Origin of the sequence: Segatella copri, from assembly GCF_019249795.2 — a bacterium.
Classification (GTDB): Bacteria; Bacteroidota; Bacteroidia; order Bacteroidales; family Bacteroidaceae; genus Prevotella; species Prevotella copri_B.
In genome coordinates this window covers 1296204-1315000 of sequence record NZ_CP156891.1, presented here as the reverse complement: position 1 = coordinate 1315000, position 18797 = coordinate 1296204, and the positions used below count along the sequence as shown (strand labels likewise).

Annotated in this window: 17 protein-coding genes (1 of these 17 only partly in view); 15 read left to right on the top strand and 2 right to left on the bottom strand. The window is 42.3% G+C overall.

Annotated elements, in window-relative coordinates; all coding sequences use genetic code 11:
* The 6 genes from KUA48_RS05935 to KUA48_RS05910 form a co-directional block, all read left to right on the top strand.
* On the top strand, positions 1–435 hold the 3' portion of the coding sequence (locus KUA48_RS05935) for a DUF177 domain-containing protein (RefSeq protein WP_118152142.1). It extends 84 nt beyond the left edge of the window; only the last 435 of its 519 coding nucleotides appear in the window; the start codon falls outside the window, past its left edge; the stop codon is at positions 433–435.
* Positions 436–463: 28 nt separating this feature from the next.
* A complete protein-coding gene (rpmF, locus tag KUA48_RS05930) occupies positions 464–649 on the top strand; it encodes a 50S ribosomal protein L32 (RefSeq protein WP_006848356.1) in 186 nt (61 codons plus the stop codon).
* Positions 649–1662 carry a beta-ketoacyl-ACP synthase III gene (locus KUA48_RS05925; protein ID WP_006848355.1) on the top strand — a complete coding sequence of 338 codons (1014 nt, stop codon included), beginning with the start codon at positions 649–651 and terminating at the stop codon, positions 1660–1662. Before rpmF ends, KUA48_RS05925 begins: the two co-directional genes overlap by 1 nt.
* A 146-nt stretch (positions 1663–1808) precedes the next feature.
* Positions 1809–2690, top strand: a complete 882-nt coding sequence (gene era, locus KUA48_RS05920; protein ID WP_006848354.1) for a GTPase Era — start codon at positions 1809–1811, stop codon at positions 2688–2690.
* A 208-nt stretch (positions 2691–2898) separates the two neighbouring features.
* On the top strand, positions 2899–4212 hold the full coding sequence (der, locus tag KUA48_RS05915; protein WP_118152144.1) for a ribosome biogenesis GTPase Der: 1314 nt from the start codon (positions 2899–2901) through the stop codon (positions 4210–4212).
* A 39-nt stretch (positions 4213–4251) separates the two neighbouring features.
* Complete coding sequence (locus KUA48_RS05910; protein WP_118200187.1) at positions 4252–4650, top strand: hypothetical protein; 399 nt, start codon at positions 4252–4254, stop codon at positions 4648–4650.
* Positions 4651–4719: 69 nt separating this feature from the next.
* Here KUA48_RS05910 and KUA48_RS05905 read toward each other — a convergent pair whose 3' ends face one another.
* Both KUA48_RS05905 and KUA48_RS05900 read right to left on the bottom strand, forming a co-directional pair.
* A complete protein-coding gene (locus KUA48_RS05905) occupies positions 4720–5493 on the bottom strand; it encodes an ABC transporter ATP-binding protein (protein WP_006848351.1) in 774 nt (257 codons plus the stop codon).
* Between the two features lie 3 nt (positions 5494–5496).
* Positions 5497–6243 (bottom strand): ABC transporter permease, encoded by a 747-nt coding sequence (locus KUA48_RS05900; RefSeq protein WP_006848350.1) that lies wholly within the window; start codon positions 6241–6243, stop codon positions 5497–5499.
* 133 nt (positions 6244–6376) lie between these two features.
* Here KUA48_RS05900 and lptB point away from each other — a divergent pair, with 133 nt between their 5' ends.
* The 9 genes from lptB to KUA48_RS05855 all read left to right on the top strand — a co-directional run bounded on the left by lptB (position 6377) and on the right by KUA48_RS05855 (position 18757).
* Positions 6377–7201, top strand: coding sequence for an LPS export ABC transporter ATP-binding protein (gene lptB, locus KUA48_RS05895; RefSeq protein ID WP_118255264.1), 825 nt, complete (start codon positions 6377–6379; stop codon positions 7199–7201).
* Positions 7202–7333: 132 nt separating this feature from the next.
* On the top strand, positions 7334–8692 hold the full coding sequence (tig, locus tag KUA48_RS05890; protein ID WP_153073118.1) for a trigger factor: 1359 nt from the start codon (positions 7334–7336) through the stop codon (positions 8690–8692).
* Between the two features lie 134 nt (positions 8693–8826).
* A complete protein-coding gene (gene clpP, locus KUA48_RS05885; protein ID WP_006848346.1) occupies positions 8827–9489 on the top strand; it encodes an ATP-dependent Clp endopeptidase proteolytic subunit ClpP in 663 nt (220 codons plus the stop codon).
* Positions 9490–9555: 66 nt separating this feature from the next.
* Complete coding sequence (clpX, locus tag KUA48_RS05880; protein ID WP_117695001.1) at positions 9556–10785, top strand: ATP-dependent Clp protease ATP-binding subunit ClpX; 1230 nt, start codon at positions 9556–9558, stop codon at positions 10783–10785.
* A gap of 76 nt (positions 10786–10861) precedes the next feature.
* The gene (recQ, locus tag KUA48_RS05875) at positions 10862–13042 is read left to right on the top strand and encodes a DNA helicase RecQ (RefSeq protein ID WP_117728554.1); all 2181 of its coding nucleotides are present in this window, start codon (positions 10862–10864) and stop codon (positions 13040–13042) included.
* A gap of 103 nt (positions 13043–13145) precedes the next feature.
* Positions 13146–14630, top strand: coding sequence for an IMP dehydrogenase (guaB, locus tag KUA48_RS05870; protein ID WP_089544985.1), 1485 nt, complete (start codon positions 13146–13148; stop codon positions 14628–14630).
* 14 nt (positions 14631–14644) lie between these two features.
* Entirely contained in the window at positions 14645–15631 is a 987-nt protein-coding gene (locus KUA48_RS05865) for a peptidylprolyl isomerase (protein WP_218432493.1), read from the top strand.
* Positions 15632–15650: 19 nt separating this feature from the next.
* Positions 15651–17105, top strand: a complete 1455-nt coding sequence (locus KUA48_RS05860) for a peptidylprolyl isomerase (protein WP_153086046.1) — start codon at positions 15651–15653, stop codon at positions 17103–17105.
* A complete protein-coding gene (locus tag KUA48_RS05855) occupies positions 17102–18757 on the top strand; it encodes an OstA-like protein (RefSeq protein WP_218432492.1) in 1656 nt (551 codons plus the stop codon). Before KUA48_RS05860 ends, KUA48_RS05855 begins: the two co-directional genes overlap by 4 nt.
* Positions 18758–18797: the final 40 nt, after the last annotated feature.

Here is an 18797-nt window from a genome sequence, read left to right as displayed (position 1 = left end):
TATTTTGAGGCAATCGATGCTCCTGATGTTCAGAGAGGCGAGTTGTCAAGTAGTCTGTCTGTCAATAGGACGGACGACTTCTTCGAGCTCAATTTCCATACTGAGGGAGTGGTTCACATACCATGCGACATCTGTCTGGACGATATGGATCAAACCATAGAGACTAATGACAGGCTAGTCGTAAAATTCGGAGAAGAGTACTCAGAGGATGATGATCTGGTGACTGTGGCCGAGAACGAAGGAATACTCGATGTCGCCTGGTTTATCTATGAATTTATAGATCTCAATATTCCCATCAAGCATGTGCATGCACCTGGAAAATGCAACCCTGCTATGATTGAAAAGCTCAATGAGCATTCTGCCGCCCGAAGCGGTGAGGAAGAAGAGGATACTGTAGATCCACGCTGGGAAGCTCTATTGAAATTGAAAAAATAAAAATTAAAATTTTAAACATTTAAAAATTATGGCACATCCTAAAAGAAGACAGTCAAAGACACGTACACTTAAGAGAAGAACTCATGATAAGGCAGTAGCTCCTACATTGGCAGTTTGCCCTAACTGTGGTGCATACTATGTATACCACACTGTTTGCCCTACTTGCGGTTACTATCGTGGTAAGGTTGCAATCGTTAAGGAAGCAGCTGAATAATGGGTAAAATTAATGCTGTAATTACAGGTGTTGGTGGCTACGTGCCAGACTATATCCTCAACAACGAGGAATTGTCTCGCATGGTAGATACTACAGATGAGTGGATTACCACCCGTGTGGGTATTAAAGAGCGCCGCATCCTTACAGAGGAAGGCCTCGGGACCAGCTATCTGGCGCGTAAAGCTGCCAAGCAGTTGATTCAGAAGACTGGCGTTGATCCTGATACAATCGATGCACTGATTGTAACGACCACGACACCTGACTACAAGTTCCCTTCTACAGCATCTATCGTCCTCGGTAAGCTGGGGTTGAAGAATGCTTTCGCATTTGACTTCTCTGCAGCTTGCTGTGGATTCTTGTATACCCTTGATGTTGCTGCAAGCATGATTCAGAGTGGTAGATACAAGAAGATTATTGTGATTGGTGCTGACAAGATGTCTTCATTGGTAGATTACACAGACCGTGCTACTTGTGTTCTCTTCGGAGATGGAGCAGGTGCGGTTTTGGTGGAGGCAACTGAAGAGGAGAACGTTGGTGTTCAGAACTCATACCTTCGTACAGATGGACAAGGTTTGCCTTTCCTTCACATGAAGGCTGGTGGTTCTGTTTGCCCTCCATCACATTTTACAGTTGATCATCGCCTGCACTATCTTTATCAGGAAGGTCGTACTGTATTCCGTTACGCAGTAACAGATATGAGCAACGACGTGATGAAGATTATGGAAATGAACAATCTGAAGGCTGATGATGTGAATTGGGTAATTCCTCACGAGGCTAATCTCCGTATTATCGAGGCAGTAACCAAGCGTGCTGGAATTCCACTTGATAAGGTGGTTGTAAACATCGATCATTATGGAAATACTAGTGCAGCAACAATTCCATTGGCACTCTGGGATGCTGAAAGCCAATTGAAGAAGGGCGATAACGTCATCTTCACAGCATTTGGTGCAGGATTTGTACATGGCGCTTCTTTCTATAAGTGGGCGTATGATGGCGCTGCTTACGGAAAGTAATCTATAAAAATAGGATAGAATAATAATCTATATAAGGAAACGCATCTTTCTTATTTCTCTATAAATAAGTAAGGATGCGTTTCTTTAGCTTAAAAACAATAGAGCTTAACTTCTTGATAGTAAAATTTTGCTAAATTCAATTTTTTATGCATAAAGCTGGTTTCGTAAATATAGTAGGTAACCCTAATGTGGGAAAAAGTACCTTGATGAATCAATTGGTGGGTGAACGTATTAGTATTGCAACTTTTAAGGCTCAGACAACCCGTCATCGTATCATGGGTATTGTGAATACTGATGATATGCAGATTGTATTTTCTGATACTCCTGGTGTTTTGAAGCCTAATTACAAGATGCAAGAGATGATGCTTGCCTTCTCTGAGAGTGCATTGGCGGATGCTGATGTGCTGCTTTATGTGACTGATGTGATAGAAAACCCTGAAAAGAACATGGAATTCTTGGAAAAGGTTAAGAAAATGCAGATTCCTGTACTCTTGCTCATCAACAAGATTGATCAGAGTGATCCGAAGAAGTTGGGTGATATTGTTGAAAAATGGCACTCTTTGTTGCCTAATGCAGAGATTCTTCCTATCTCAGCGAAGAATAAATTCGGAACGGATATGCTCTTGAAGCGCATTAAGGAACTCTTGCCGGAATCTCCTGCTTTCTTTGATAAGGATCAGCTGACAGACAAGCCTGCCCGTTTCTTCGTTTCAGAGATTATCCGAGAAAAGATTTTGCTCTATTATGATAAGGAAATACCTTATTCTGTAGAGGTAAGAGTGGAGCGATTTAAGGAAGATGAAAAACGTATCCACATTAATGCGGTGATTTATGTTGAACGTGATTCCCAAAAGGGTATCATCATCGGGCACCAGGGGATTGCATTGAAAAAGGTGAATACCGAGAGTCGTAAGGCTTTGGAAAAGTTCTTCGACAAGAAAATCTTCTTGGAGACTTTCGTAAAAGTTGATAAGGATTGGCGCAGTTCTCAGCGAGAACTTGATGCCTTTGGATATAATCCGGAATAATTGATCGTTAAGAGCTAATAGTTTAAAGACGCCCTTAATAACTATAAACTATCAACTAAAATAACTCCTCCCTGAATGTAATCGAGGGAGTGACTCTCGCCAAAAGAGCGAGGGCCGGAGCAAGGTCAGCTTCGGCAAAATTATTAACTTGGATGCAGAGACCACATCCTTGAATACCTCCTAAAAGGAAGGAGGATAATGACTGTTTATGGCAAATTTAGTAGCTATTGTAGGACGCCCTAATGTGGGTAAGTCTACTTTATTTAATCGTTTGACTCAATCACGTCGCGCTATCGTTAGTGATACTGCCGGTACTACTCGTGACCGTCAGTATGGTAAGTGCAGTTGGAATGGTAGAGAATTTTCGGTTGTTGATACCGGTGGTTGGGTTGTAAAATCTGATGATATTTTTGAAGATGCTATCCGCAAGCAGGTGCTTGTTGCTACCGAAGAGGCTGACCTGGTTCTCTTCCTGGTAGACGTTAACACTGGCCTTACTGATTGGGATGAAGACGTGGCGCTTATTTTGCGTCGTGCCAAATTGCCTGTTATCCTTGTTGCTAACAAGGTTGATAACAGCGCAGAGTATTATCAGGCTGCTGAGTTCTACAAGTTGGGCTTGGGGGATCCCCAGTGTATCAGTGCAGCTACAGGTGGTGGTACAGGTGATTTGCTTGATATGATTTTGGACAAACTTCAGGATAATCCTGAGGAGGCAATCGAAGAAGATATTCCTCGTTTTGCGGTAGTAGGTCGTCCGAATGCTGGTAAGAGTAGTATTATCAATGCTTTTATTGGTGAGGATCGTAATATCGTGACAGAAATTGCAGGTACTACACGTGACAGTATCTATACCAGATACGATAAGTTTGGTTTCGATTTTTACCTGGTTGATACAGCCGGTATCCGTCGTAAGAACAAGGTAAGCGAAGACTTGGAATTCTATTCTGTGATGCGTTCAATCCGTGCCATCGAGAATAGTGATGTCTGCATCCTGATGCTCGATGCTACCCGTGGTATTGAAACCCAGGATATGAACATCTTCCAGTTGATTCAGAAGAACAACAAGAGTCTAGTGGTTGTCGTAAATAAATGGGATTTGGTTGAGGAGAAGAATCAGAAGGTAATTGATACTTTTGAAAATGCAATCCGCAAGCGTATGGCTCCATTCGTAGACTTTCCTATCATCTTTGCTTCAGCCTTGACTAAGCAGCGTATTTTCCGAGTATTGGAAACTGCCAAGGAAGTTTACCAGAACCGTAAGGTTCATATTGGAACTTCTAAGTTGAATGAGGTGATGTTGCCTATTATCGAGGCATATCCTCCACAGAGCATAAAGGGTAAGTATATCAAAATTAAGTATTGCACCCAGTTGCCTAATACAACGATTCCTTCGTTTGTGTTCTATGCAAACTTGCCTCAGTATGTCAAGGAGAACTATCGCCGTTTCCTGGAGAATAAGATTCGTGAGAACTGGTCATTACATGGCTGTCCTATCAACGTCTTCATTCGTCAGAAGTAAATAAATGAAGCGAAGAATGCAGAATCAAAGTGTATAAAAATGAAGAAACTTTTGATTTTTATGATATTCATGATGGGATTGTTTTTTTCTTCCTGTAGGGAGGAGAAATCTGATCCTGGCTATCTTGCCGGTATTGCAGCCAAGGGATATTATGATTTGCTTTTAGAGGGCAAGTATAAGGAGTTTGTAGATGGTTACAATCAACCTTATCGGTTGCCAAATGGCTATCAGGATCAATTGCTGATGAATGCCAAAATGTTTGTTGAGCAGCAGCAAGATGAACATAAAGGTATGGTTAAGGTGAATGTTCTGAATGCAAAAGCTGATACAGCGCATCATGTTGCTGATGTTTTTTTGCAAGTGGTGTATGGTGACAGTACTAAAGAACAGATTGTGGTACCTATGGTAGAGGTAAAGGATGCCTGGAAAATGAGATAGTATTTATTTTGTAATAAAAAAGCCATCAGCCAGTTTCTGGTCTGATGGCTTTTTTTGAACGATACTGTTTTATTTGTTTTTAGCTTCTTCCAGCTCCACCTCCTTTACTTTGCGGAAGAGATCGGAAGCAAAGACTAAATCGTTGAGTTTCTCGTTTGTTGAGGTCATCACTTCATCTTTGTTGCCTTGCCATTCTTTATGACCTTGGTAGATAAAGCAGATGTTTTCACCAATGCCCATCACCGAATTCATGTCGTGGGTGTTGATGATGGTAGTCATATTATAGTCTTTGGTGATGCCTGAAAGCAGTTCATCTATCACAAGTGAGGTCTTTGGATCCAAACCTGAGTTTGGCTCATCGCAGAACAAGTATTTCGGATTCATTACGATGGCACGTGCAATAGCTACTCGTTTCTGCATACCACCCGAGATTTCTCCAGGATATTTCTGCTGAGCCTCTATCAGATTGACGCGGTCAAGACATTCCTGAGCCCGTTTTACGCGTTCCCTGTAATTCAAGGTAGAGAACATATCAAGAGGGAACATGACATTCTCAAGTACATTCAAAGAGTCGAACAGGGCTGCGCTTTGGAAAATCATTCCCATCTCGCGGCGCATCAGAACTTTTTCTTTTTTCGACATCCGGGTGAAGTCACGGTCATCGTAGAGAACTTCGCCACTTGTAGGCTGAAGTAATCCTACGAGATTCTTCATGAGTACGGTCTTTCCGGAACCGCTCTGTCCGATTATCAAATTAGTCTTTCCTGTTTCAAAGGTGACGTTTATATTGTCTAATACAACCTTGTCGCCAAACGACTTGGTGAGATTTCTAACTTCTATCATAGTTTACGAGAGAATTTGAGTGAGGAAAACATCTGAAAACAGAATCAAAACACTAGAACAGACAACAGCATCGGTTGACGATTTTCCAACCTCAACAGATCCACCTTCTACGGTATAACCGAAATAAGAAGATACGCTGGAAATGATGAATGCAAAGAAAAGGCTCTTGATGATGCTCATCCATACAAACCATTGGTTAAATGAATGTTGCAAGCCAAGTGTCAGATCATCTGGTGGTAGGATATGCCCAATATATGCCGTTCCATAGGCGCCGATGATACCCATGCCAGAACTGAAGATAACCAGGAATGGCATGATGGTAACCAAACCGAGAATTTTAGGTAGAATGAGGTAACATGCAGAGTTCACTCCCATGATATCAAGGGCATCAATCTGTTGGGTGACACGCATTGTTCCCAACTCCGAAGCGATATTAGAGCCCACTTTGCCTGCGAGAATCAGACACATGATACTTGATGAGAACTCCAGAAGCATGATTTCTCGAGTGGTGTAACCTGAAACCCATCGTGGCATCCATGGACTCTGAATGTTCAATTTCATCTGGATGCAGATAACTGCTCCAATGAAGAAGGATATCAGTAAAACGATACCAATAGAATCAATACCCAATTGCGACATCTCCTTGATGTATTGTTTCAAGAACATGCGCATGCGCTCAGGACGGGAAAAAGAACGTCCCATCAATATAAGATATTTACCGAAGGTGGTAAGCCATTTTTCTATTAACATGCTATTATAAAACTGAATTTTGCTGCAAAATTAACCAAAATCCTCTAAAAAACTGCAATATTATGAATAGTTTTTGATTTTATAAGCGATATTTCCTTTATTTTTAGTATTTTTGCAGCCAAATTAGCTAATTATGGACGAAATTAACAATAACGAACAGCAAAATCAGAATTCTCTGGTTTTGCGAACAGAGGGATTGGTGAAGCGCTATGGTAAACGAACGGTTGCCAATGGAGTTTCTATCAATGTGAAGCAAGGAGAAATTGTGGGATTACTTGGACCTAATGGTGCTGGTAAGACAACTTCTTTCTATATGACAACTGGACTTGTTGTGCCTAATGAGGGACATGTCTTTCTGGGAGATCAGGAAATTACTAATTTTCCTGTATACAAACGTGCCCGTGCGGGAATCGGATACCTGCCTCAGGAGGCCAGTGTTTTCCGCAAGATGAGTGTTGAGGACAATATACTTTCAGTCTTGGAAATGACAGGAAAACCACGTAGTTATCAGTTGCAGAAGTTAGAGAGTCTTATTAGCGAGTTTCGTCTCAATAAGGTTCGCAAGAACAAGGGTGACCAGCTTTCCGGAGGTGAGCGCCGCCGTACAGAGATTGCCCGTTGCCTGGCTATTGACCCAAAGTTTATCATGCTCGATGAGCCATTTGCTGGTGTTGACCCTATTGCGGTAGAAGATATTCAGCATATTGTATGGCAGTTGAAGTATCGCAATATCGGTATTTTGATTACCGACCATAATGTACAGGAGACTCTGACCATTACAGACAGAGCCTATCTGCTGTTCGAAGGTAAGATCCTTTTTCAGGGCAAACCAGAGGAATTGGCAGAGAATAAGATTGTGCGCGAAAAGTATCTGAGTAACAGTTTTGTGCTCAGAAAGAAGGACTTTCAGCTCATAGATGAGCAAAAAAGAGCCAAAGAAGCAGCGACTGATGGTTAAAAAATCATTTTTTTCTCTTATATATTAGGTATATCCATTAAAAATGTGTAATTTTGCAAGCCAATTGCGGTTATACACGAAAACTGTAGAATTAAAGAAAATATTAACAATAATAAAATAACAAATATCAAGATGAAAATTTCATTTGAAAATCCTGACAAGATTAATGGTCTTTTGACCCTCGTTGTCGAAGAGGAAGATTACAAGAATGATGTCGAGAAGACATTGAAAGATTATCGTAAGAAGGCTAATGTTCCAGGTTTCCGTCCTGGTCAGGCTCCTATGGGTATGATTAAGCGTCAGTTCGGTCCATCTGTAAAAATGGAAGCTATCAACAAGCTCGTTGGTCAGCAGATTTACAAGTATGTACAGGACAACAATATCCAGATGCTCGGTGAGCCTCTCCCATCAGAGAAGCAGGAGCCAGCTGACTTGGAGAATGGTACTTCTTTCACATTTATGTTTGATATCGCTGTTGCTCCAGAGTTCAAGGTAACTCTCAATGGTCGCGACAAGGTTGATTATTATAACATCACAGTTGATGATAAGATTCTCGATCAGCAGATTGATATGTACGCTCAGCGTGCAGGTAGCTATGAGAAGGGTGAGAAGTACGAGGAGAATGACCTTTTGAAGGGTGACTTGCGTGAGCTTGATGAAAATGGCAATACCAAGGAAGGTGGTATCACTGTAGAGGGTGCTATCCTGATGCCTAGCTACATCAAGGTTGACGAGCAGAAGAATCTCTTCAACGATGCTAAGCTCGGTGATGTAATCACATTCAACCCTAAGAAGGCTTATCCAGAGAACGATACTGAGGTTTCTTCACTCCTGAAGATTGAGCGTGAAGCTGTTAAGGACTTGGAGTCAGAGTTCAGCTTCCAGATTACAGAAATCCAGCGTTTCAAGAAGCATGAAATCAACGAAGAGCTCTTTAAGCAGGTTCTCGGTGAGGATACTGACGTGAAGGACGAGGCTGCTTTCCGTGCTAAGATTGCAGAGGGTTTGCAGGCACAGCTCGTTAACGACTCAGATTATAAGTTCATCCTCGATGTTCGCGAGCACTGCGAGAAGAAGGTTGGTGAATTGCAGTTCCCAGATGCACTCTTGAAGCGTATCATGTTGGCTAACAACAAGGATAAGGGCGAGGAGTTCGTAGAGAAAAACTATGCTGAGAGCATCAAGGAGTTGACATGGCATCTTATCAAGGAGCATCTTATCAAGGCTCAGAATATCAAGGTTGATGACAATGACCTGATGGAGACAGCTAAGGAGGCAGCTCGTGCTCAGTTCGCTCAGTATGGTATGAACAACATTCCTGATGAGTACATTGAGAACTATGCTAAGGAAATCCTCAAGAAGGGTGACGCTACAGATGCACTTGTAGATCGCTCTATCGATCGTAAGTTGGCTGCAGCTCTGAAAACAGCTGTAAAACTCAACGAAAAGGAGATTTCTGTAGAAGATTTCAACAAGATGATGCAGGAATAACATTTTTTTGAAAAAAAACTTCAAATAAATACGAGGTTATCGACTTTTTTTATTATCTTTGTTCCACCGAACGAGAAATAAGGGTTGATGACCTCTTTTTTCGTATGATTTAAGACGTAAAATACTATATAGATATGAACGATTTTAGAAAATATGCAACCAAGCATCTTGGTATGAATGGTATGGTGCTTGATGATGTTATTAAGGCACAGGCTCAGTATATGAACCCTTACATCTTGGAGGAGCGTCAGCTGAACGTTACTCAGATGGATGTATTCTCTCGTTTAATGATGGACCGTATCATCTTCCTGGGTACACAGATTGATGATTACACAGCAAATACATTGCAGGCGCAATTGCTGTATCTTGATTCTGTAGATAGCGGCAAGGATATTTCTATCTATTTAAACAGCCCTGGTGGTAGCGTTACTGCCGGTTTGGGTATTTATGATACCATGCAGTTTATCTCTAGCGATGTAGCTACTATCTGTACAGGTATGGCTGCTTCTATGGCTGCCGTGCTGCTCGTTTCTGGTCAGGAGGGTAAGCGTTCTGCTTTGCCTCATAGCCGTGTCATGATTCACCAGCCATTAGGAGGCGTTCAGGGTCAGGCTTCTGATATTGAGATTGAGGCTCGCGAAATCTTGAAGATGAAGAAGGAATTGTATACTATCATTTCAGACCATTCTCATACTCCTTATGATAAGGTTTATGCTGATAGCGACCGTAACTATTGGATGACAGCTGAAGAAGCCAAGGAATATGGAATGATAGATAATGTGTTGGTTCGTAAATAACGAATTGTTTTAAGTAAATATGCGTATATATAGTTAAGGTGCGCAAGAAGAGATAATAATTATAATATGCCAAAGAAAGTATGTAGCTTCTGTGGAAGATCAGAAAATGAAGTCAGATTACTCATCACGGGTATCAATGGCTTCATTTGCGAAGATTGTGCTAAGCAGGCCTATGAAATTATACAGTCTACAGGGGTCTTAGCTCCTAAAGCTGGGGAGGGTAAGTTTGTTCTCAAAGAGGTGCCAAAGCCTGTAGAGATCAAAAAATACCTGGATGAATATATCATCGGTCAGGATCAGGCTAAGCGCAATTTGGCTGTCGCTGTATATAACCACTACAAGCGTTTGCAGCAGCCAAAGGATGAAGATGGTGTAGAAATCGAAAAAAGTAATATCATCATGGTTGGTAGTACCGGTACAGGTAAAACCTTGTTGGCGCGTACAATAGCTAAGATGTTGGATGTTCCTTTCACCATTGTTGATGCCACTGTATTTACTGAAGCAGGTTATGTGGGTGAAGACGTAGAAAGTATCTTGTCGCGTCTGTTGCAGGTTGCTGATTATGATGTGGCTGCAGCAGAAAGGGGAATTGTGTTCATTGATGAGATTGATAAGATAGCCCGCAAGAGCGATAATCCTTCTATTACGCGTGATGTGAGTGGCGAAGGTGTACAGCAGGGATTGTTGAAACTCTTGGAAGGTACCATGGTTAATGTTCCGCCTAAGGGTGGACGCAAGCATCCTGATCAGGATTATATCCATGTAGATACCAAGAATATCCTGTTTATCTGTGGTGGTGCTTTTGACGGTATTGAGCGTAAAATAGCTCAGCGTATGAATACGCACGTAGTAGGCTATAATTCGGTTCAGAATGTAGCTAAGATAGATAAGAAGGATTTGATGCAGTATATCCTTCCACAGGATTTGAAGTCTTTTGGCTTGATACCTGAAATTATCGGCCGTTTGCCTGTGCTTACTTATCTCAATCCGTTGGATAGGGAGGCTTTGCGCAAAATCTTGGTTGAACCTAAGAATTCAATTGTCAAGCAGTATCAGAAATTGTTTGAGATGGATGGCATCAAGTTGAAGTTTGATGAGGAAGCACTCGATTATATCGTAGATAAGGCGGTAGAGTATAAATTGGGTGCTCGCGGGCTTCGTTCAATTGTTGAAGCTGTGATGATGGATGCTATGTTTGAGATTCCATCAGAGAAGGTTAAATCATTCACTGTTACGCTGGAGTATACCAAGCAACAGTTGGATAAATCTCATCTCGGACAGTTGGAAACAGCATAAATCAGTTGGGCTTTTCGCCCAATTGAATGCTATTTAATCGTATATATAGACATATATAATATAATAATAGGTGGATATGACAGAACAGGTTAATCTTACAGGACAGTTGAAGCATTATTTCGGCTTCGATTCGTTTAAGGGTGATCAAGAGGCAATCATCAGAAATTTGATGAGTGGCAATGATACTTTTGTATTGATGCCTACAGGTGGCGGTAAGAGTTTGTGTTACCAGTTGCCTTCGCTCATTATGGAGGGCACTGCTATTGTAATTTCTCCTCTGATTGCTTTGATGAAGAACCAGGTAGATGTTATTAATGGTTTGAGTGAAAGTGATGGCGTGGCTCATTATCTCAATTCATCATTGAATAAGTCGGCTATTGAGAAGGTGAAGAATGATATTCTCAATGGTACGACAAAACTCCTGTATGTTGCACCTGAATCTTTGACGAAAGAAGATAATGTTGAGTTCCTTAAAACTGTAAAGATTTCGTTCTATGCCATTGATGAGGCTCACTGTATCTCTGAGTGGGGACACGATTTCAGACCAGAGTATCGTCGTATTCGCCCTATTATTAACGAAATAGGTGTTGCACCTGTGATAGCGCTTACAGCTACTGCAACAGATAAGGTACGTACTGATATCAAGAAAAACTTAGGCATCATGGATGCCAAAGAATTCAAGAGTTCTTTTAACCGCCCTAACTTGTATTATGAGGTGCGCCCGAAGAACAAGGATATCGATCGTCAGATCATCATGTTTATTCGTCAACACAAAGGAAAGAGTGGTATTATCTATTGTCTCTCCCGTAAGAAAGTAGAGGAATTGGCAGAGGTGTTGAAAGCCAATGAAATCAAAGCGGCTCCTTATCATGCCGGTCTTGATTCGGCTACCCGTTCTCAAACCCAGGATGATTTTCTGATGGAGCGTATTGATGTCATTGTTGCTACTATCGCCTTCGGAATGGGTATCGATAAACCTGATGTCCGTTTTGTTATTCATTATGATATACCCAAGAGCTTGGAAGGTTATTATCAGGAAACGGGTAGAGCCGGACGTGATGGAGGCGAGGGTATATGTATCGCCTTTTATGCCCGTAAAGACCTCAGAAAACTGGAGAAGTTTATGGAGAACAAACCTGTAGCAGAACAGGATATCGGCAGACAGTTGTTGCAGGAAACGGCTGCCTATGCTGAATCGTCTGTCTGTCGCAGGAAAATGTTGCTTCATTATTTTGGTGAGGAATATCATGAAGAAAACTGCCATAACTGCGACAACTGCCTGCATCCTACAGAAAAATTCGAGGCTAAGGATGCGCTGCTCGTTGTTTTGGAGTCTGTTGCTGCGGTGAAGGAGAATTTCCGTCAGGAATATATCATCGATTTTGTAAAGGGACGTGCTACTGATGATATCGTTTCTCACAAGCATGATGAACTGGAGGAGTTTGGAGCAGGAGAAGATATGGATGCCAAAGTTTGGAATCCTGTTATCCGTCAGGCGTTGATAGCCGGTTATCTCAAGAAAGATGTAGAGAACTATGGCCTTTTGAAGTTGACAGCTGCGGGTAAGCGTTTCATTAAGAATCCTGAATCATTCATGATCGTTGCCGATAAGGAATTCTCTGATGATTTTGATGGAGCGCCTCTGAGCGAGCATAATACAGGTGCTTTGGATCAGACACTTTTCTCCATGTTGAAAGACTTGCGTAAGACAGTAGCAAAGAAGCATAAATTGCCGCCTTATGTTATTTTCCAGGATATTTCTCTGGAACAGATGGCAACGATGTATCCTGTAGATATGCAGGAATTGCAGAACATACAGGGAGTTGGAGCCGGTAAGGCAAAGAGGTATGGTAAGGAGTTCTGTAAATTGATCAATCAGTATTGTGAAGAGAATCTGATAGAGCGTCCTGAGGAATTACGTGTCAGGACAGTTGCCAAGAAATCAGTCTTGAAGGTAAGCATCATTCAGAGCATAGACCGCCAGATAGATCTTGATGATTTGGCAGAAGCAAAAGGTTTGGATTTCTCAGAATTGCTTGACGAAATAGAGGCAATCGTTTACAGCGGTACCAAGCTGAATATCGATTATTTCATAGAGGAAGTTGTGGATGATGACCATGTAGATGACATCTACGATTACTTCATGGAGAGCGATACTGATGATTTGAATGCGGCTCAAGATGAATTGGGTGAAGACTACAATGAAGACGAAATTCGACTCGTCAGAATCAAGTTTTTGTCCGAACAAGCCAACTAATCACGTTAAATAGCATTAATAAGGTAAGATTTTCGTGAAAAGCGAACTCTATCTGAGAAATTATTGCTAAATTTGCACGCAATAAATTTTTAAAGGTTACAATATGTCATCATTTGTTGCAGATAAAATTGTAATGGACGGTCTCACTTACGACGACGTCCTTCTTATCCCTGCGTATTCAGAGGTACTACCAAAACAGGTAGAGTTGAAAACCAAGTTCTCTCGTAACATCGAGTTGAACGTTCCATTCGTTACAGCAGCGATGGACACCGTTACCGAGGCTTCAATGGCGATAGCTATCGCTCGTGAAGGTGGAATCGGTGTAATTCACAAGAACATGACCATTGAGGAGCAAGCTCGTCAGGTTGCTATTGTGAAGCGTGCTGAGAATGGTATGATTTATGACCCTGTCACCATCCGTCGTGGCAGTACAGTGAAGGATGCTCTTGATATGATGCATGATTATCATATCGGTGGTATTCCTGTGGTAGATGATGAAAATCATCTTGTAGGTATTGTTACCAACCGTGATCTTCGTTTTGAGCGCCACATGGACAAGAAGATTGATGAGGTAATGACTAGCGAGAATTTGGTTACCACTCACATCCAGACCGACTTGGTTGCTGCTGCTGCCATCCTGCAGGAGAATAAGATTGAGAAACTCCCTGTAGTTGACAACGAGAATCACCTGGTAGGTTTGATTACTTACAAGGACATCACAAAGGCTAAGGACAAACCTATGGCTTGCAAGGATGCCAAGGGACGTCTTCGTGTGGCTGCCGGTGTGGGTGTTACTGTAGATACATTGGATCGTGCCAAGGCTTTGGTTGAGGCTGGTGCTGATGCTATCGTTATCGATACTGCTCATGGTCACTCTAAGGGTGTAGTTGAGAAGCTCAAGCAAGTTAAGGCTGCCTTCCCACAGGTAGATGTTGTGGTAGGTAATGTGGCTACTGGTGAGGCTGCCAAGTATTTGGTAGAGAATGGTGCTGATGGTGTTAAGGTAGGTATCGGTCCTGGTTCTATCTGTACTACTCGTGTGGTTGCCGGTGTTGGCGTTCCACAGTTGAGTGCTGTTTATGATGTATATTCTGCTCTTAAGGGTACTGGTGTGCCTTTGATAGCTGATGGCGGTCTTCGTTACTCAGGTGATGTTGTGAAGGCTTTGGCTGCCGGTGGTAGCTGCGTCATGATCGGTTCTTTGGTTGCTGGTACCGAGGAGAGTCCTGGTGATACCATTATCTTCAATGGCCGTAAGTTTAAGAGCTATCGTGGTATGGGTTCTTTGGAGGCTATGGAACAGAAGAATGGTTCTAAGGACCGTTACTTCCAGGGTGATACCAAGGATGCCAAGAAATTGGTTCCAGAGGGTATCGCTGGTCGTGTGCCTTACAAGGGAACTGTCCAGGAGGTCATCTACCAGCTGATTGGTGGTTTGCGTTCTGGTATGGGATATTGCGGTGCTGCTACCATCGAGAACTTGCACAATGCCAAGTTCGCTCGTATCACAAATGCAGGTGTGTTGGAGAGTCATCCACATGATATCACTATCACTAGTGAGGCTCCTAACTATAGCCGTCCTGAATAATATAATTAGGAAATATGAAGTTTTATGCACTTATAGCGGCAATGCTCCTTTCGGGGAGCATTGCTTTTGCTCATACCGACCCAATTGTTATGATTATTGATGGTCAATCTGTCAAGAAGTCGGAATTTGAGTACTTTTATCAGAAAAATCATTTGGGAAATACGGTTGATTCTAAAAGTGTCAAGGTGTTTGCCGATGGCTTTGTTAATTATAAGCTGAAAGTGCAAGCTGCTAAGGATGCTCATCTCGATACTTTGCCTAATATCAGGCGTGTGTTGAAACGATATGATGATGTCGAGTCATGCGAGTTGATGCCCGATAAAGGCAGTGTTCATGTTGCACATATCCTCTTGAGATTGGGACAGAAAGCATTTTACCACGAACAGGAGGTGGTGGAAAGAAGAATCGATTCTATTTATCAGGCTCTTTGCAAAGGTGCAGATTTTGCAGACCTGGCAAAAAAGTGTTCTGATGATAAAGGGTCTGCGGTCAATGGGGGTACTTTGGCATGGTTTACAAAAGGTCAGACTGTGCAGGCTTTTGAAAAAGTAGCTTTCTCTCTGCGAAAGGGTGAGATTAGTAGACCGTTTATGTCTGAGTTTGGTTATCATATCGTCAAGTTGCTGGATAAACATGATGATGGTAATCAGAAAAAATATGTTGCTGATGCTAAGGTAGAAAATTGGCAGGGAACCTACCAGCAGCAGGAGGAAGTAGAAAACCTTTTGCTGAATGAAATCTGCCAGCGTAATATTTGGGATAAGGCTGCTGCTGATAAAAAAGGTCTGGCTGCCTTCTATGCCAAGAATAAGAAAAAATACAAATGGGAAATGAAGCGCCTGAAGAAGATGAAGGTTAATCTGCCCCGGAATGGCGAATACCCGGATGTGGTACTTGCTGACTATCAAGACTCGTTAGAGAAACAATGGGTCGCACAATTGAAGAAGAAATATAAAGTGGTGGTTTTCCATAGCATGTTGACCACTCTCAATATACATTAATATATTATAGAAACAATACATGAATACTGGATATAAAATGACAATGGCATTTATAACCCTGCTGATGATAGTAGGAATAAGTGCTAGTGCAACAAGAGCAAGCCGTAGTGCTTTGGCTCATGAGGCTGATTCTGCAAATATCAAGCAACAAGCTGCTGCCGATTCTCAGAAAATCAATGAGGGTAGTGTGGTTGATGAGGTAATTTGGGTTGTCGGCGATGAGGCTATCCTGAAGTCAGACGTCGAGGTAACCCGTTTGCAGGCTGAGGCTGAAGGTATTAAATATACTGGTGACCCAGACTGTTCTATTCCTGAGCAGATTGCCGTTCAGAAACTGTTTCTCCATCAGGCAGCTATCGATAGTATCGAAGTATCTGAGTCAGAAGTCATGAATGGTATCGACGAACAGATCAACAGTTGGGTTTCCATGATTGGTTCTCGTGAAAAACTGGAGGAGTATCGCAAGCAAAGTATCACCCAGATGCGCCAGCAGATGCATGATGATTTCAAAAACCAACAGCTGATTCAGAAGATGAAGCAGGAACTGGTGAAGGATATCAAGGTGTCTCCAGCTCAGGTACGTAAATACTTTAAGGATTTACCTGCCGACAGTATCCCTTTTGTTCCTACAGAGGTAGAGGTTGAGATTCTTACCATGCAGCCACGTATTCCTCTTGAGGAGATTAACCGTGTGAAAAATCAGTTGCGTGAGTTTACTGACCGTGTGAATAAGGGTGAGACTTCTTTTGCTACTTTGGCTCGTCTTTATTCTGAGGATCCGGGTTCAGCCCGTATGGGTGGCGAGATGGATTATATCGGTAGAGGTATGTTGGATCCTGCGTTTGCAAATGTAGCATTCAATCTTACCGATCCTAAGAAAATCTCAAAGATTGTTGAGTCTGAGTTTGGTTATCATATCATCCAGTTGATTGATAAGCGTGGTGATAAGATTAAGTGTCGCCATATCCTGCTCAAGCCTCAGGTTTCTCAGGATGCTATTGATAAGTCTATCGGCCGTCTGGATTCTATCGGTAATGATATCCGTGCCGCTAAGTTTACCTTTGAGCAGGCTGTTGAAGCATTGTCTGATGATAAGGATACCCGCAACAACAAGGGTTTGATGGCCAATGTTACTCCTGACCAGTCAAGAACTTCCCGCTTCCAGATGAAGGATCTGCCTACCGAGGTTGCCCGTACGGTAGATACAATGAAGGTAGGTGAGGTTTCTGCACCTTTCACGATGGTGAATTCCAAGGGTAAAACCACTTGTGCTTTGGTAAAACTGGTAAGCCGTGTTGACGGACATAGAGCTACTATTACTGAAGATTTTCAGGTGATGAAGGATGTAGTGTTGGCTAAGGAGCGTGCCCAGACCTTGCACGACTGGGTAGTCAATAAAATCAAGCAGACTTATGTTCGTATGAACGATCGCTATAAGGATTGTAAGTTTGAATATCAAGGTTGGATTAAATGATAAATAAAAGATTAAATAATCATATCAGAGGGCATAGAATCATATCGGTTATGATTCTATGCCTGTTTGGGTTTTGTCTGATGCAAGCCATGCAGGCTCCAAAGAAGCATGCCAGAAAACGCCCTCATGGTGACCGCGTATATCTTTTGCATGCAGATGAATTGTACTATGATATGTTTGGTAATAATCCTGATGCCCAAATATTGAAAGGTAAGGTCTCTTTCTTGCATCAGGGCAGTCATCTTACCTGTGACAGCGCGTATTTCTATCAGGCTTCTAATTCCGTGAAAGCTTTCGGACATGTTCATTACCGGCAGGGAGACACCTTGTCACTCACTTGTAATAGAGCCGAGTATGATGGGCAGATGCAGATGATGAGAGCACGCAAGAATGTGGTCTTGCATCATCGTCGGCAGACTTTGCGTACTGATAGCTTGGATTTCGACCGCTTGTATAATATGGCAAACTTCTTTGACGGCGGAACGCTGATTGATGGTAAGGATAAGCTGGTTGCCGATTGGGGTGAGTATCATACCGAAACGCGTGAGGCTAAGTTTGTCTATAATGTCAAGTTGCGCAGCGGCAAGGATGTTGTTACCACCGATACTTTGTATTACGATGTCCGTAAGTCAAAGGCTCACATGGTAGGACCTTCTAAGATTGTTTCCGGTGCAAGTGTTGTCAAGACAGAAGACGGATATTATGATACCAAGACCGATAGAGCACAGCTTTACGGGCGCTCTACGGTTGTAGATAAAGACAAGACGCTTACGGGTGATACGCTCTATTATGTAAAGGATGGGGAGAGTACCGGATATGGTAATGTGGTTTATGTAGATAAGAAGAGCAAGAATTCCCTTACTTGCAATTATCTGCGTTACAACGAGAAAACCGGTAATGGCTTTGCCACCCGCAATCCTGTAGCGATCGACTATTCGCAGAAAGATACCCTTTGGGTTCATTCTGATACCATGCGTATCAATACCTTCCATATCAATACCGATTCGGTATACCGTAAGGTGCATGCTTATCCTAAGGTCCGTGCCTATCGCCTGGATATGCAGGCCATCTGCGATTCCCTGGTTTTCAATTCTCAGGATTCCTGCATGACCATGTATAAGGATCCTATCGTCTGGAATGGAAACCGTCAGTTGCTGGGTGAGAAGATTCTGGTCTTCATGAACGACTCTACCGTTCGTTTTGCCCATGTCATCGGACAGGCGCTGTCTGTAGAGCAGATGCCGGATAGTGTTCATTTCAATCAGATCAGTTCTTCTGAGATGAAATCTTACTTTGAAAAAGGTGAGATTAAACAAGGAGAGTCTATCGGTAATGTGCAGACCATCTATTATATGACGGATGATAAGGACAGTTCGCTCATTGGCTTGAATTATCTGGAGACCGATACCATGCGCATGTATATGGGACCGGGCAGGAAGATGGAGAAAATCTGGACCAATAAGTTTACATCTACCATGTATCCTATGACGCAGATTCCGCCGGCAAAATATAAACTTAACAATTTTGCCTGGTTCGAGGACTTGCGTCCTAAAGATAAGAATGATATCTTTGTATGGCGTGGTAAATCCAAGGGCTCCGAACTCAAGAACATTAAGCGTCATGAAGCTCCACTTCAGAAACTGACTGACTGATTATAATGAAGCATCATTTTCTTATATGATTAATATTTAG